Genomic DNA, 14,840 nt, shown 5'->3' on the forward strand with positions numbered 1-14,840 from the left:
CGGCACTCTCATTAGGATAGCCAGACGCGGCAGCCCCTGCGGCTCGCCCATTTTTGATTATGGTTAGGGAGAATACATGCGAACTCTTTGGCGACTGCTCGCCGGATTTTTTAAATGGACATGGCGCGTGCTCAATTTCATTCGCCAGCTCGCACTGAACGTGGTTTTCCTGGTGCTGGTGCTGGCCTGCGTCGGCATCTGGGCCCAGTTCAGCAGTACAACGACAGAGCACGCTACCCGCGGCGCGCTGCTGCTGGATATCACCGGCGTGGTGGTCGATAAACCCTCGGCCAGCAGCAAGCTTGGCGTGATTGGCCGCCAGCTGTTTGGCGCCAGTTCCGATCGCCTGCAGGAAAACTCGCTGTTCGACATTGTGCAGACAATTCGCCAGGCGAAAGACGACCGCAATATCACCGGTATCGTGCTGGATCTGAAGGACTTTGCCGGCGGCGATCAGCCGTCGATGCAGTATATCGGTAAAGCGCTGCGCGAATTCCGCGATAGCGGCAAGCCGGTATATGCCATCGGCAGCAGCTACAGCCAGGGTCAGTACTATCTGGCCAGCTTCGCCAATAAGATCTGGCTCTCGCCGCAGGGCGAAGTGGACCTGCACGGCTTCGCGACCAACGGCCTGTACTACAAATCGCTGCTCGACAAGCTCAAAGTGTCGACCCACGTTTTCCGCGTCGGCACCTATAAGTCAGCGGTAGAGCCGTTTATCCGCGATGATATGTCCCCGGCGGCGCGCGAGGCGGACAGCCGCTGGATTGGCGAGCTGTGGCAAAACTACCTCAATACCATTGCCGCCAACCGCCAGATCACCGCTCAGCAGCTGTTCCCCGGCGCTCAGGGCGTGATTGACGGCCTGCGTAAAGTCGATGGCGATACGGCAAAATACGCGCTGGATAACAAGCTGGTTGATGCGCTGGGCACCTCTACCGAGGTGGAAAAAGCGCTGACTAAACAGTTTGGCTGGAGTAAAGAGGACAACAACTACAGCGCAATCAGCTACTACGATTACACGCTGAAAACGCCTGCCGACCAGGGTTCCGCAATAGCGGTTATCTTTGCTAACGGCGCGATTATGGATGGCGAAGAAACGCCGGGTAACGTCGGCGGCGACACCACCGCCGCGCAGATCCGCGACGCGCGCCTCGATCCGAAAGTGAAAGCGATCGTGCTGCGGGTTAACAGCCCGGGCGGCAGCGTCAGCGCCTCCGAGATGATTCGCGAAGAGCTGGCGGCGGCAAAAGCGGCCGGTAAACCGGTGGTGGTCTCAATGGGCGGCATGGCAGCCTCCGGCGGCTACTGGATCTCCACCCCGGCGGATTATATCGTCGCCAACCCCAGCACCCTTACCGGCTCTATCGGTATCTTTGGGGTGATCAATACCGTCGAAGATACCCTCGGCTCAATTGGCGTCCATACCGACGGCGTGGCCACCTCGCCGCTGGCTGATGTCTCAACCACCAAAGCGCTGCCTCCGGAAGTGCAACAGCTGATGCAGCTCAGCATCGAAAACGGCTACAAGCGTTTTATCACCCTGGTGGCGAACGCGCGTAAGAGCACGCCGGAGAAAATTGACCAAATCGCTCAGGGCCACGTCTGGACCGGTGAAGATGCAAAAGCGAACGGCCTGGTCGATAGCCTTGGCGACTTTGACGATGCAGTGGCAAAAGCCGCCGAGCTGGCGAAGCTGAAACAGTGGCATATCAACTACTATCAGGAAGAACCGACCTTCTTTTCGATGGTGGTGGATAGCCTGACGGGTTCCGTTCGCGCGGCGCTGCCGGCAGCGGTCCAGGCGTATCTGCCCGCACCGGTCGCCGCGGCGGCCAATGCGGTGAAAACCGAGAGCGATAAGCTGGCGGCATTCAACGATCCGCAGAACCGCTACGCGTTCTGCTTAACCTGCGCCAATATTCGTTAATCCTCTGCCGCCCCATCCCGTGGGGCGGCATTTACTTTATTTTTTCTTCCGCCCCTCTATACTGCGCCTGTCTACGTTTAACCTAAGCGATGCTATGCAGAAGAAATCTATTTACGTTGCCTATACCGGCGGCACCATTGGTATGCAGCGTTCTGAACACGGCTATATCCCCGTTTCCGGCCATTTACAGCGCCAGCTGGCGTTGATGCCCGAGTTTCACCGCCCGGAGATGCCGGACTTCACCATTCATGAATACGCCCCGTTAATGGACTCTTCCGATATGACGCCGGAAGACTGGCAGCATATCGCCGACGATATTCGCGACCATTATGACCAGTACGATGGTTTCGTGATCCTCCACGGCACGGACACCATGGCGTTTACCGCCTCGGCGCTCTCCTTCATGCTGGAGAATCTGGGAAAACCGGTCATTGTGACAGGGTCACAAATCCCGCTTGCCGAACTGCGCTCTGATGGCCAGATTAACCTGCTCAACGCGCTGTACGTCGCCGCCAACTATCCGATTAACGAAGTGTCGCTGTTCTTCAATAATCGCCTCTACCGCGGCAACCGCACGACGAAGGCCCATGCCGACGGCTTTAACGCCTTCGCCTCGCCCAACCTGGCGCCGCTGCTGGAAGCCGGTATCCATATTCGCCGGCTCGGCACGCCTCCCGCGCCGCACGGCAGCGGCGAGCTGGTGGTGCACCCTATCACGCCGCAGCCGATTGGCGTGGTGACGATTTATCCCGGCATTTCCGCCGACGTGGTGCGCAACTTCCTGCGCCAGCCGGTCAAAGCGCTGATCCTGCGCTCCTATGGCGTCGGTAACGCGCCGCAGAACGGCGAGTTTATTCAGGTCCTGGCCGAAGCCAGCCAGCGCGGTATCGTGGTGATTAATTTGACCCAGTGTATGTCCGGCAAGGTCAACATGGGCGGCTACGCCACCGGCAACGCGCTGGCGCAGGCTGGCGTGATTAGCGGATTTGATATGACCGTCGAGGCCACACTGACCAAGCTACACTATTTGCTGAGCCAGGATCTGGACGTAGCGGCTATCCGTCACGCCATGCAGGAGAATCTGCGCGGCGAACTGACACCCGATGAGTAAGGAGAAGCACATGACCCAGCGCGCGCTGCTACTGGTCGATTTACAAAATGATTTCTGCGCCGGCGGCGCGCTAGCCGTCCCGCAGGGCGACAGCACGGTGGACGTCGCCAACCAGCTTATCGCCTGGAGCACGGCGCGGGGCGAAACGGTGGTTGCCAGCCAGGACTGGCACCCGGCGAACCACGGCAGCTTTGCCAGTCAGCATCAGGTCGAACCCTATACCCAGGGCGAGCTTGATGGCCTGGCGCAGACGTTCTGGCCGGATCACTGCGTGCAGAATAGCGAAGGCGCGTCGCTGCATCCGCTGCTCAAACAGCAGGCTATTGCCGCCGTGTTCCACAAAGGGGAAAATCCGGCCATTGACAGCTACAGCGCCTTTTTCGACAACGGCCACCGGCAGAAAACGCAGCTCGATGCGTGGCTGCGCGAGCGCGGCATCAGCGAGCTAACGGTGCTGGGTCTCGCCACCGACTACTGCGTCAAGTTTACCGTGCTTGACGCCCTCAATCTGGGCTACACCGTCAACGTGATTACCGACGGCTGCCGCGGGGTGAATATTCAGCCGCAGGATAGCAATCTGGCGTTTATGGAGATGGCCGCCGCGGGCGCAACTCTCTATACCCTTGACGACTGGCTGGAAACCCACGCATAAAATACGCCGACAGGCATTGTTCTGTCGGCGCGTTATCTCAGGCCAGAGCGGAAATCTCTTCCAGCGACGCGTTGCGCGTTTCGATGCCAAAACAAAACAGAATCAGCGCGCAAAGCGCCAGCAATAAACCAAGAACCATAAATACGGTAATCGCGCCGTAGCGGGTCAGCAGGATAGCGACGCCGTAAGGGGTAAATACGGCGACAATTCTGCCTACCGCGTTAACAAAACCTGAACCGCGCAGACGGAGATGCGTTGGCCACAGCTCCGGCACATATACCGCTGAAGCAAAGCAGACGTACATGTACAGGAAAAATATCATCACCAGACCATAGCTTAAGATGGCCCACTCTGCGGTTTGAATCGAATAGACGTAGCCGAGCACCGCAATAATTATCAGTAGAAATGAGCCAAATAATCGCCGCGGAAAACGGTCGATAATCAGCGCGGCGATAAATATCCCCACCGGCGCCCCAACCATCATTATCGCGGTCATCAAGATAGATTTCGTCACGTCGATCCCCGAATTGACGAAAATCGTTGGGATCCACACCGTGATGGTATAGAGCGAAATGTTCATGGCGATCAGTACCGCGATCGCCACCAGCGTTCGCCGCAGCATCTGACCTTTAAACAGCAGCCAGAAAGAGCCGCTTTCCGCGCACGGCTCCGCAACCGGGGCAGTACTCTGCCAGGACGGTAATGTGATGTTTTTCTCTTTCTCGATTTGCGACTCCACCTGCCGGAGGTGTTCTTCAGCCGCATGTCGTTGTCCCTTGCCGGCCAGCCAGCGTGGGGATTCAATAAAATACATCCCCGACAGATACCAGGCCAACAGCATAGCCGCCCCCCCGAGCAGAAACATCATCCGCCAGCTTAAAAAAGCGATCACTACAACGCCGATGGCCGCCGACAGCATGGGCGACCAGTTGCCGACAAACGACAGTCGGGCGGACCATTTGCCACGTACCGCGGGCGGTATAAATTCGGTAAATGAGGCATAGCCCACCATAATCAGCGCGCCCATCCCGCAGCCCATCAGACAGCGGAATAAGATAAGCCAGTACATATTGGGCACAAAGGTTGCCGCACAGGCAGAGATCCCGACGATCAGTAAATTGACGCGAAAAGCTTTGCGCCGTCCGAGATAGTCCCCCATAAAACCACCGGTCAGCGAGCCGATAAAGTAGCCAAACATCAGCGCCGAGGTAAATGCCGCATTGAGATAATTATTTGACCAGCCGTTGCTGACTAATTTTGCCAGCACCACGTTACCGGAATAGCTGAGGAAACCGGTGATTAATAAACTAAAACTAATAATGCCAAAAATACGAAAATGAAATCGCGACAAGGGTAAGCGGTCTAATCTTGCGCCGATAGGGTCACATTGTTCCATCTGGATGCCTCAAATTCAGCTAAATTATAAAGTATGGCGTTGGCGGCAGGGTCACTTTTGCCGCGCTGTCCGTCATCATTAAATTTTTATGGCATTACCCAGGTGCAAACGAAAACAATATCGACACCACCAACGGCGAAGTTAATAAACCAGTTGAATATTATTTTCTTTACAGAATGCAATCCACTGTGCACCCGGCGCCTTATTAGTGATCAGGTAATTAATATGGCTAAAATCCACCAACTGGACGAACGCTTTACGATCGAATTTGGAGTGATCGACCAGCAGAGCTACTTCGGCTGCCTGGCGAATCATGGTTTTCTTGATTTCCGCTTCCGCTTCGTTAGAGTCAAGCGCCCCGCTCTGCATATCGAGGCCTTTGCAGCTCATTACCATAATATCTACATGATAACGACTGATAATTTCCTTGGTGATTCGCCCCTGCAGCGACAGCGTGTTCTTATTCAGTTCTCCGCCGGTCGAAACAACATTTATTTCCGACTGCGCCAGCTCATGAAATGCTTCCGCCGAGTTGGTTAACAGCGTGAGATCGTTTCTCTCCTTTAGCAGCTTTAATAACTCCATCGCCGTACTGCTGGAATCGGCAGCCATGGTGGTTTTATTTTTAATAAACGGCAAGGCATTACGGGCAATAATTCGCTTCTCTTCAAAATGAGACTTTGCCCGTTTATAAAAATGAATATTGTCGGATAAAGCACTGGTATTTAATACCGCACCGCCGTACGTTCGGGTCAAAAAACCTTCATCTTCGAGCTTTTCCAGATCGCGGCGTATGGTTTCCTCAGTGACCTGAAAAATTGCGCTTAAATTAGAAACCGCCACTTTCTTATCGTTAGTCACCATTTGCTTAATGGCCTGAATCCTATCTTTTGCCGCCACGATAACACCTCTGTTTCCCGCAAAGTAATAACCCCCTGGCTTCTGCCAGGATATGTTTGTTTTCAAAATAACATGTCCGAATAGCAGATTCCAATATTCTTTTACACAGAAACAGAGGTCAATGATGCCGCTCTTATTTTGTCTCCACCGCTTCCGCCATTCGTCTCATCAATAATGAATCATCATCCGTCAGAGCGATGGTCAGCGCGGCAATATTCTCACGCACCTGTTCGGGCGCCGTGGCGCCGCTGAGTAAGGTGATTAAATCGCTTTGCTTTAAAATCCACGCCAGCGCCAGCGCGGGGATGGTGCAGCGGTATTTTTCGCACAGCGGCTGCCACTGCTCAAGCATATCAATCACGCGCAGCATATTTTCCCGCTGGAACCAGACCTTATTAGCGCGCGCGCCGCCGGGAACATAATCGCGGCCGATAGTGCCGGTCAGTAGCCCCTGTTCAAGCGGCGAGTAGACCTGCACCACAATACCGTTCTGCTGACAGAGCGGCAGCAGCTCGGCTTCCAGCGCCCGGTCAAGAATGCTGTACTTGGCCTGCACGATATCCAGCTCGCCGTGTTTGAGGTACTCCCTGATATGCCCGACATCGACATTCGCCGCGCCGATGGCGCGAATCTTGCCCTCTTTCTTTAGCGCGTTCAGCGTGGCGACGGTCTCCGCAATTGGCGTAAAGCAGGGCTCCACCGACTGCCAGTGGGTCATATAGATATCAATGGTGTCGATACCCAGCCTTTGCAGGCTGGCCTCCACCTCTTCGCGAATCGACTCGGGCGTCAGGTTTTTGTACAGCTGGCGATCGCCGACCTTGTTAAACAGGCTACCCGTCCGCTCCCAGACGATACCGCATTTGGTTTCGACGACGACTTCACGGCGCGGAAGCTGTTTAAGCGCCTGGCCGACAATCACTTCGCTGTTGCCGAAGTTGTAGCCCGGCGCGGTATCAATCAGATTGATCCCGCAGCGATGTGCCTCAACAATGGTATCGATACATATCTGCAGGTCGAGATCGCCGTTCCATGCCGGGCCTCCGCCAATGGCCCATGTGCCTAATCCCATGCGGGAAAGCGTCATATCCGTACTGCCTAAAGGAATCATTTTCATCTGCTGCTATTACCCTTCGTATTCGTCGAGAAGTTGTTCAACCAGCTTTCTGTTCTTCACGCCCGTGGTGGCGCCTACGCTAAGCACCGAGATCGCGGCCGTTGCGTTAGCAAACAGCGCGCAGTCGCGCAGCGGCTTGCCTTCCAGCAGCGCGGAGATAAATCCCGAGGCAAAATTGTCCCCCGCGCCAATGGTGTCGATGGCGGTAATGCCAGAAACCGCCGGAACCGCCATTTTCATATCGGCACGCTTAATAAAGCAGCCTCTCTTACCGGTCTTGATGACGACCGTTTTTACGCCGCAGCTCAGGAAACAGTCGGCAATCTCATCCAGCGTCTCTTTGCCGGTGAGCAGTTTTGCCTCGGCAAAATTGGGAAACAGATAATCGACGTAGCTCAGCGCCTCACGAATATCCTCAAGGGTTTCGTTAAGCCGCGGCTTAATCATATCGGCGCAAATAATTAACCCATGCGCTTTGGCCTGAATGAAGATCTCCGTTAACGCTTTGCCGTCGAGCAGCGGGCTATTAAAAATGCTCGCCAGCGACAGCAGCGTTGCCTGAGAGAAGCGGTCAAAATCAACATCGTTAATATTCAGCTTCCACAGGCTCCCGTTGCGGTTAGTCACAAAAGTACGCTCGCCATCGGCGGTGACTAAGCCCACGTTGATTGAGGTATCGATTTCGCTATCCTGCTTCAGGCTATGGATATCAATATTCTCCCGGCGGCAGTGTTCAAGAATAAAATGTCCTGCTGCGTCGTTCCCTATCCGGCTAATTAATGCTGTTCGGTGACCGAGTCGGGAAATAATAGTGGCCTCATTAATGGCATCTCCCCCGGTGGTCATGGCGATGCGTTCTAACGGATAAGAGTCGACATCAAAGATATTTTTACTCACCGGCTGCAGAGGAATATCTACGATAGCCGCACCCAGACAAATAACCTCGATATTATCCATATTGTCATTCCGCTTTCCCGTCAGAACCAAACAGTTTGATCTTCTCCAGCGCGCGCGCTTTCACCGCTTTGCGAACTTCACGTTCTACGTGCAGGAACGGCTGATTGTGGTTCTCCTGTACCGCCGCCATCGCCGCCTGGCACAGTTCGGTATGGATGTTAATCTTCGAAATACCTAACGAAATGGCCTGCTTAATATCCGCGTCGCTAATGCCGGACGCGCCGTGTAGCACCAGCGGAACGGATACCGCCTCGCGCACGCGTTTCACTACATCAAAATTCAATTTCGGTTCTGAGGTATAGACGCCGTGCTGGTTGCCAATCGCCACCGCCAGCGAATCGCAGCCGGTACGCTCGACGAACTCCGCCGCCTGATCCGGGTCGGTATAGTGATAGTCCGCCAGCGCTTCTTCGTAGACCGTTTCATTCCCCACATGCCCCAGCTCCGCCTCAACCGGAATACCCAGCGGATGGAAGAAATCCACCGCCTCTTTGGTCAGGCGAATGTTCTCTTCAAAATCAAAGGCTGAAGCGTCGCGCATCAGCGAATTCATGCCGTGGACCCAGGCGTTGTGGATTATCTCCATGCTGCGCCCGTGGTCCCAGTGAGCAATCACCGGAACCGACGCCTTTTTGGCCATCGAAACCATCATATGCGAAAAATCTTCAAACGAGGTATTGCCCACAAATCCGGTACCGAAAGAGATAATCACCGGCGACTTAGCCTCTTCCGCTGCATCAATAACTCCCATCAGCATTTCCGCATTCCACACGTTAAAGTGGGCAATCGCATAATGTTTATTCTGGGCATCGCTTTCCCAATATTTAATATCTGCCAGCATGGTTGTTTCTCCCTTTGCAATACATTAATGGTTAACTTTAATAACGCCTTTAATAATCTCGCGTTTGTTATTAACGGATTCATCAAACGCGCGCTGAACATCCTCAAAATCATAAATATGCGTCACCATCGATTTCACATCGAAACGCCCGGAGGAGATCGCTTCTATGGTGACCGGATAGCGGTTGGCATAGCGGAAGACGGTCTGAATCGAGACCTCACGGTTAATTTTGAGGAAATTGATGGCTGAATCACCGGGAACCGTACCGACGATCATGATTTTTCCTCCGCGCATCACCAGGTAAGGAGCCTGCTTAACGGTGATGGCAGACCCGGCCGTTTCAAAAACAACATCGGCCCCCATATCGCCGGAGAACTGCTGGCAACGCCCAACGGTGTCCTCTTTCGCGCCGTTGATAACGACTTTGGCTCCGAGTTGTTCGGCCATGGCAAGGCGTTTTTCCAGCACATCAACCACCGCGATGTCGCTTGCCCCCAGGCAAAGGCATGCCTGCAGGGTCATTAAGCCAATACAGCCTGCGCCAAGTATGACGATTTTCTTGCCCGGCTTGACGTTCGCCAGCATTGCGGCATGCATGCCAACCGCCGCAGGCTCCACCAAAGCGCCTTCAAGGGTGTCCATGTTATCGGGCAGTTTGTAAGTGAAGCTCTCCGGATGGCATAAATAGTGGGTTAGCGCGCCGCGATAATTTGGCTGCGTGGCCATAAAGTCGACGTCGGGACAGATATTGTATTTTCCTTCCAGGCAGTAGCGGCAGTGGCCGCACGGCACGCCGGGTTCAATATTCACCCGGTCGCCCGGCTTAAATTTGCTTACGCGCTTGCCTACGGCCACCACCGTACCGGCGCATTCGTGTCCCAGACCAATTTCCTGATTAGGGTCTTTCGGCGGAATAAAGGGCCCCGACTCAAAACCGTGGACATCTGAACCGCAAATTCCGACGTATTCAATTTTGATCAGCACTTCATGTTCTTTGGGTACCGGGATATCGGCAGCGATAATTTTCATCGTGCCCGGTGTTTTTAATATCGCTTTTGAATTTTTCATTTTATTTCCCGTCAATATTATTTGCTGGTAACTGCATCAATACCGAGACTTTCGACAGAGACGCCTTTGGTTTCAATTCCGATGGTTGCAATAGCGATAGCGACAATAATAGAGACGGCCCCCAGCAGCACAAACACACCAGTTACGCCATAGCCGTTAAGCAGTACCGCCACCGCATAAGGCGCGGCGATACCGCTGATTCGCCCCACCGCGTTCGCGAGACCCGACCCGCGAAGCTTCGCTTCAGTCGGCCATATTTCCGGAACATAAACCGCCGAGGCGTAACAGACGTACATATAGACAAACGTAATCAGGAAGAAGCCAATTAACGTAATCAGCAGCATGCTGGTTTGCAGCGAATAGATATATCCCAGCGCGGCAATTAACACTAACAGACCTACACCCATCGTCTTTCTGGGAATTTTATCCATCACCAGCATGGCGATAAAAATCCCGAACGGCGCGCCGAACATACTCATGGTATTTAAGACAATAGAGTCTTTCAGATTAATACCCTGGGTCATAAATATCGTCGGTAGCCAGTTAATTAAGGTGTACTGGACGACGTTCATGGCTATCAGCACGAAGGAGCCTAAAATAACCCGTTTCAGCAATGCGCCCGTTAATAAGGCCGAATAAGGAACGGCGCGCGGCGGTTTACCATCATCATCGATAACTACCGGCGGCAGCGACTTGCCCGTCTGCCGAGCCACCCGCCCTTCAATGGCCCGCATTATCTCCTCAGCTTCCACATAGCGCCCGCGCGACTCCAGCCAGCGGGGGGACTCAGGGAAACTGCGCCAGGCAATCACGGTAGCTATCAGCGACAACGCGGCCGGGATCAACAGCTGCACGCGCCAGTTCCATTCCGCGCTAATTAGCGGCGTTAATGCCATCGCGATCAGCGAACAGAGCGGATAAGACCAGTTACCGATAAACGAGACCCGACTGGACCATGTTCCGCGATTTCTGCCGGGCATATATTCGGTGAAACCGGCAAATAAGGTCACCAGCAGCGCGCCTAATCCCACGCCCATGACAAAACGACAGGCAATAAGGAAGCTCATATTCGGGGAAAACGCCCCAATGACCATGGCGATAATATGAATCGCTTCATACAAAATAAACGCGTTTTTACGCCCAATTTTATCGCCGATGATGCCGCCGCCGAGCGCGCCGAGAAACATACCTGCCGTGGTAATGGCGGAGAACGTGGCGGTAGTCGAATTGTCGGTCCAGCCGAGCTCTTTTAACTGCGCGAGAATTAATCCACCAACGGCATTACTCCAGCAGACCAGTAATCCGAAAGCGACCATGGCAAACATTGAAGAGTGCCAGCGGCAGTCAGGCAGGCGATCCAGCCTGGCGCCGCAGTGCGGTTTTGCTATCTGTTCCATCGGATAACGTTCCTTTTTATCACGGGGGTTATTCATCAAAGTCGTAAGTCATGATGACTTTGATGGCGGTTTTATCGACCATGGCGTCAAACCCTTCGCGCCATTGCGACAGGCCAATGCGGTGCGTGATCATTGGTTTGACTTTGATAGCGCCGCTGGCGAGCAGGCGAATGGCGTTGCGCCAGGACGTAGAGTCATAGGCCATATGCCCGATGATGCTTTTGTTCCACGCGGTGATATCGTTGATGGAGAAGTCCAGCGCTTTGAAGCCCATACCTACGCGTACCACTTCACCGTTGGGGCGCAGCATTTCAATGGATTGTTTGAGAGCGATATTGGCGCCGGAACATTCGATAACCAACCCCAGATTATCTTTGCCGCAGATTGCCTGGCAGCGGGCGACCACATCTTCGGATGAACCGTTGACGACCGCCGTTGCCCCGAGCGCTTTGGCAACAGGGAAACGCACCGCGACGTCCTCTTCCAGACCGACCATCACGATATTAACGGCCCCCATAATGCGCGCCATCTGTACGGCAAATAGCCCTAATGGACCGGTACCGAAAACCACCACGTCCTGACCGGGAAGAAACCTGGATTGTTGGGCGAGCGATTTATAGGCATTACAGATAGGATCCAGCACCGCAGCTTCTTCGTAATCAACGCCCGGCGGGATTTCCCACAGCGCGTGGCGATGAATTTTGAGGATCTCCCCCGGCACCAGGCAGTATTTCGAAAATCCGCCGCCCCAGGTATTGTTGTCCAGGCCTAAATTCACTTTTTCTGTACAACACAGAAAATCGCCCTGTTCGCAGGCCGGACACACGCCGCAGACGTGCCCGCTGTTGTCAGAAACCACCCGCTGGCCGACCTTCCAGTCCTTGACCTTTTCGCCAACCCGGACAATTGCACCGGCAAATTCGTGACCGCGAATGGAGTTAAATTCATCGGAGCCGCTGTCCACGTTGTAGTGTTTCATATCCGCGCCGCAGATGGCGGCGGCTTTGATTTCAATCACCACGTCATCCGGTCCGCACGCCGGCTCCGGAACATCAATCATCTTATAGCCGCCAAAGGCCTTACCAAATCTTGCCAGTGCTTTCATTGCGTTTTCCTTTGTTTAATGATTTTGCATCAGTGAAGGCCATACTTAACCACAGAATCTTTGAGGTCAATATTAAATCTTTAAAACACAGATATTGATCTGCATTTCACAACTCAGATCACAAATACGGTAAAATTCGTCGAGGGAGATGATTGAAGTGAAGAAAAGGACGTCGTCTCACTACCGCTTCGCTAATGCAGCCGTGAACCGCTTCGCATTTTTGCGCAGCGGAAGATGCTAGGCTGCACGAGCTGTTTTTTTCGCCACGCCATTTCCGTGGCGTGTTTGCTTTTCAATGTCACTTTTAAGTCAAAGAGGATCCGCTATGAAACTTTTGCCTTTACTGGCAGCTTTACCCCTGCTCTGCGCGAGCGTTGTTTCCGCTAACTCACTGATGTCCGTCGGCTACTTTAACGGCGGCGGCGACGTCACTGCCGGTCCAGGCGGCGATATTGATAAACTGGACGTACGCCAGATTACCCATCTCAACTACTCGTTTGGTCTGGTTTACAACGATGAAAAAGACGAAACCAACACCGCCCTGAAAGATCCGAGCAAGCTGCATCAAATTTGGCTGTCGCCGAAAGTGCAGGCTGATTTACAGAAAATCCCCCGCTTGCGCCAGCAGAACCCGAACCTGAAAGTCTTGCTTTCCGTCGGCGGCTGGGGAGCGCGCGGATTCTCCGGCGCGGCGGCGACGAAGGAAACCCGGGCGGTGTTTATTCAGTCCGCTCAGGCGATTATTGAAAAATACGGTCTCGATGGGATCGATCTGGACTGGGAGTATCCGGTCAACGGCGCGTGGGGGCTGGTCGCCAGCCAACCGGCCGATCGCGATAATTTTACCGCCCTGCTGAAAGAGCTGCGCGCGGCGGTCGGTAATAAAAAACTGGTGACCATCGCCGTAGGCGCCAACGCGGAGAGCCCAAAAAGCTGGGTGGACGTCAAAGCCATTGCACCATCGCTCGACTACATCAACCTGATGACCTACGACCTGGCCTACGGTACCCAGTACTTCAATTCCAACCTGTATGATTCAACCCGCTGGCCGACGGTCGCCGAAGCGGATAAGTACAGCGCGGACTTTATAGTGAACAACTACCTTGCCGCCGGTCTAAAGGCGAGCCAGATGAACCTGGGGATTGGTTTCTATGGCCGGATACCCAAACGCGCCGTCGAGCCGGGTATTGACTGGAGCAAGCCGGACGCGCAGAAAAACCCGGCCACCCGCCCCTACTTTGCGGCTCAACAGATTGAGCTGTTCGAATCGCTGGGCGTCGATCTGACCAAAGATACCTATGTGAAATATAACGATATCGTGGCGAAGTTAATCAACGATCCGCAGAAGCGCTTTACTCAGCATTGGGATGATGAAGCGAAGGTACCGTGGCTGTCGGTGCAGTCCGCCGACGGTCAAGCCCTCTTTGCGCTTTCGTATGAGAACCCGCGCTCGGTGGCCATCAAGGCTGACTACATCAAGAGCAAGGGGCTGGGTGGCGCGATGTTCTGGGAGTACGGCGCCGATGACCAGAATCAGTTAGCGAAACAGCTGGCCGAGTCATTGGGGATCAAACGCTGATCTGCGCGGTGTCAGCGCCAGCACAATAGGTTATGATAACCCCATTCCGCTGCGCCGGCTCCGGCGCAGCTTTTCATTTGCAACAAAAGGCATGGGTATTATGGCTTATATCCCGAAAAACTACGCCCGTCTGGAAGTCGGTTACCGCGAAAAAGCGCTGAAGCTCTTCCCCTGGGTCTGCGGACGCTGCTCGCGAGAGTTTGTCTATTCAAACCTGCGTGAACTGACGGTACACCATATTGACCACGACCACTCCAATAACCCGGAAGATGGTAGCAACTGGGAGATGCTGTGCCTGTACTGTCACGATCATGAGCACTCAAAATACACCGAAGCCGATCTGTATGGCTCGACGGTGGTCGCTGGCGAAGATGCGCAGAAAAGCGTCGGCGAAGCGAAATATAACCCCTTCGCCGATCTTAAAGCGATGATGAACAAGAAGTAACGTTGTGATGCCTCAGAGCCCGGCGCGCAGTTAGCCGGGCTGACGCAGGCCTTTTCAGTCTCAGGATTTAAAGGTCGCGATAGGCTGCGGCGTAATGCCGAAGTCAACTTTCAGCTGCTGTTTACTCTTCATCACCATCTGCCCGTTGGTATCGATGGTCATATGCTGCGCGTCAACGTTGTATCGCGCCTGCCAGAGCATCACCAGCTGCAGACAGTTCTCTTTCTGTTCGTCAGTCAACGCCACGCCGTCCGGCCATTTACCCAGCTCAACCGCCGTCGCCAGGCGCTGATAAACTTCCGGCGTCATACCGTCAATAATCCGCTCAATTTCCATCTTCCG

At 54.1% G+C, this 14,840-nt stretch carries 14 protein-coding genes; 5 read left to right on the plus strand and 9 right to left on the minus strand.

Features of this window, described 5'->3' with window-relative positions; all coding sequences use genetic code 11:
* The first annotated feature begins 76 nt into the window (after positions 1 to 76).
* From sppA to pncA, 3 genes are all read left to right on the plus strand, one after another.
* A complete protein-coding gene (gene sppA / locus ABLU87_RS19750) occupies positions 77 to 1,930 on the plus strand; it encodes a signal peptide peptidase SppA (protein ID WP_014228962.1) in 1,854 nt (617 codons plus the stop codon).
* A gap of 94 nt (positions 1,931 to 2,024) precedes the next feature.
* On the plus strand, positions 2,025 to 3,041 hold the full coding sequence (gene ansA / locus ABLU87_RS19755; RefSeq protein WP_004850037.1) for an asparaginase: 1,017 nt from the start codon (positions 2,025 to 2,027) through the stop codon (positions 3,039 to 3,041).
* A 10-nt stretch (positions 3,042 to 3,051) separates the two neighbouring features.
* A complete protein-coding gene (gene pncA / locus ABLU87_RS19760; RefSeq protein ID WP_032749510.1) occupies positions 3,052 to 3,693 on the plus strand; it encodes a bifunctional nicotinamidase/pyrazinamidase in 642 nt (213 codons plus the stop codon).
* A gap of 37 nt (positions 3,694 to 3,730) precedes the next feature.
* Here pncA and ABLU87_RS19765 read toward each other — a convergent pair whose 3' ends face one another.
* The 8 genes from ABLU87_RS19765 to ABLU87_RS19800 all read right to left on the minus strand — a co-directional run bounded on the left by ABLU87_RS19765 (position 3,731) and on the right by ABLU87_RS19800 (position 12,474).
* A complete protein-coding gene (locus ABLU87_RS19765) occupies positions 3,731 to 5,089 on the minus strand; it encodes an MFS transporter (protein WP_047724040.1) in 1,359 nt (452 codons plus the stop codon).
* A gap of 141 nt (positions 5,090 to 5,230) precedes the next feature.
* Positions 5,231 to 5,989, minus strand: coding sequence for a DeoR/GlpR family DNA-binding transcription regulator (locus ABLU87_RS19770; protein WP_122116720.1), 759 nt, complete (start codon positions 5,987 to 5,989; stop codon positions 5,231 to 5,233).
* A 133-nt stretch (positions 5,990 to 6,122) separates the two neighbouring features.
* Positions 6,123 to 7,106: an aldo/keto reductase gene (locus ABLU87_RS19775; protein WP_032749514.1), complete on the minus strand. Its 984-nt coding sequence runs from the start codon at positions 7,104 to 7,106 to the stop codon at positions 6,123 to 6,125.
* A gap of 9 nt (positions 7,107 to 7,115) precedes the next feature.
* A complete protein-coding gene (locus tag ABLU87_RS19780) occupies positions 7,116 to 8,063 on the minus strand; it encodes a sugar kinase (RefSeq protein ID WP_048261794.1) in 948 nt (315 codons plus the stop codon).
* 4 nt (positions 8,064 to 8,067) lie between these two features.
* Positions 8,068 to 8,904 (minus strand): ketose-bisphosphate aldolase, encoded by an 837-nt coding sequence (locus ABLU87_RS19785; protein ID WP_014228956.1) that lies wholly within the window; start codon positions 8,902 to 8,904, stop codon positions 8,068 to 8,070.
* 24 nt (positions 8,905 to 8,928) lie between these two features.
* Positions 8,929 to 9,972: an NAD(P)-dependent alcohol dehydrogenase gene (locus ABLU87_RS19790; RefSeq protein ID WP_049082151.1), complete on the minus strand. Its 1,044-nt coding sequence runs from the start codon at positions 9,970 to 9,972 to the stop codon at positions 8,929 to 8,931.
* Positions 9,973 to 9,989: 17 nt separating this feature from the next.
* The gene (locus ABLU87_RS19795) at positions 9,990 to 11,369 is read right to left on the minus strand and encodes an MFS transporter (protein WP_102802813.1); all 1,380 of its coding nucleotides are present in this window, start codon (positions 11,367 to 11,369) and stop codon (positions 9,990 to 9,992) included.
* Between the two features lie 28 nt (positions 11,370 to 11,397).
* Positions 11,398 to 12,474, minus strand: a complete 1,077-nt coding sequence (locus ABLU87_RS19800) for a zinc-binding dehydrogenase (protein ID WP_032720024.1) — start codon at positions 12,472 to 12,474, stop codon at positions 11,398 to 11,400.
* A gap of 325 nt (positions 12,475 to 12,799) precedes the next feature.
* On the opposite strand from ABLU87_RS19800, the gene ABLU87_RS19805 reads away from it, so the two are divergent.
* Together ABLU87_RS19805 and yajD are read left to right on the plus strand one after the other, a co-directional pair.
* Positions 12,800 to 14,053 carry a glycoside hydrolase family 18 protein gene (locus ABLU87_RS19805; RefSeq protein ID WP_064358726.1) on the plus strand — a complete coding sequence of 418 codons (1,254 nt, stop codon included), beginning with the start codon at positions 12,800 to 12,802 and terminating at the stop codon, positions 14,051 to 14,053.
* 100 nt (positions 14,054 to 14,153) lie between these two features.
* Positions 14,154 to 14,498, plus strand: a complete 345-nt coding sequence (gene yajD / locus ABLU87_RS19810; protein WP_004138290.1) for an HNH nuclease YajD — start codon at positions 14,154 to 14,156, stop codon at positions 14,496 to 14,498.
* A gap of 60 nt (positions 14,499 to 14,558) precedes the next feature.
* On the opposite strand, the gene ABLU87_RS19815 is transcribed toward yajD, so the two are convergent.
* Positions 14,559 to 14,834 (minus strand): YeaC family protein, encoded by a 276-nt coding sequence (locus tag ABLU87_RS19815; protein WP_004850031.1) that lies wholly within the window; start codon positions 14,832 to 14,834, stop codon positions 14,559 to 14,561.
* Positions 14,835 to 14,840: the final 6 nt, after the last annotated feature.

Source organism: Klebsiella sp. CB_Kp196 (assembly GCF_040061575.1).
Classification (GTDB): domain Bacteria; phylum Pseudomonadota; class Gammaproteobacteria; order Enterobacterales; family Enterobacteriaceae; genus Klebsiella; species Klebsiella michiganensis.

Coding starts and splice junctions, on each gene's coding strand:
- ansA (WP_004850037.1), top strand. CDS start 2,025: ATGCAGAAGAAATCTATTTACGTTGCCTATACCGGCGGCACCATTGGT.
- pncA (WP_032749510.1), top strand. CDS start 3,052: ATGACCCAGCGCGCGCTGCTACTGGTCGATTTACAAAATGATTTCTGC.
- ABLU87_RS19780 (WP_048261794.1), bottom strand. CDS start 8,063: ATGGATAATATCGAGGTTATTTGTCTGGGTGCGGCTATCGTAGATATT.
- sppA (WP_014228962.1), top strand. CDS start 77: ATGCGAACTCTTTGGCGACTGCTCGCCGGATTTTTTAAATGGACATGG.
- ABLU87_RS19815 (WP_004850031.1), bottom strand. CDS start 14,834: ATGGAAATTGAGCGGATTATTGACGGTATGACGCCGGAAGTTTATCAG.
- ABLU87_RS19800 (WP_032720024.1), bottom strand. CDS start 12,474: ATGAAAGCACTGGCAAGATTTGGTAAGGCCTTTGGCGGCTATAAGATG.
- ABLU87_RS19805 (WP_064358726.1), top strand. CDS start 12,800: ATGAAACTTTTGCCTTTACTGGCAGCTTTACCCCTGCTCTGCGCGAGC.
- yajD (WP_004138290.1), top strand. CDS start 14,154: ATGGCTTATATCCCGAAAAACTACGCCCGTCTGGAAGTCGGTTACCGC.
- ABLU87_RS19785 (WP_014228956.1), bottom strand. CDS start 8,904: ATGCTGGCAGATATTAAATATTGGGAAAGCGATGCCCAGAATAAACAT.
- ABLU87_RS19790 (WP_049082151.1), bottom strand. CDS start 9,972: ATGAAAAATTCAAAAGCGATATTAAAAACACCGGGCACGATGAAAATT.
- ABLU87_RS19775 (WP_032749514.1), bottom strand. CDS start 7,106: ATGAAAATGATTCCTTTAGGCAGTACGGATATGACGCTTTCCCGCATG.
- ABLU87_RS19795 (WP_102802813.1), bottom strand. CDS start 11,369: ATGGAACAGATAGCAAAACCGCACTGCGGCGCCAGGCTGGATCGCCTG.
- ABLU87_RS19765 (WP_047724040.1), bottom strand. CDS start 5,089: ATGGAACAATGTGACCCTATCGGCGCAAGATTAGACCGCTTACCCTTG.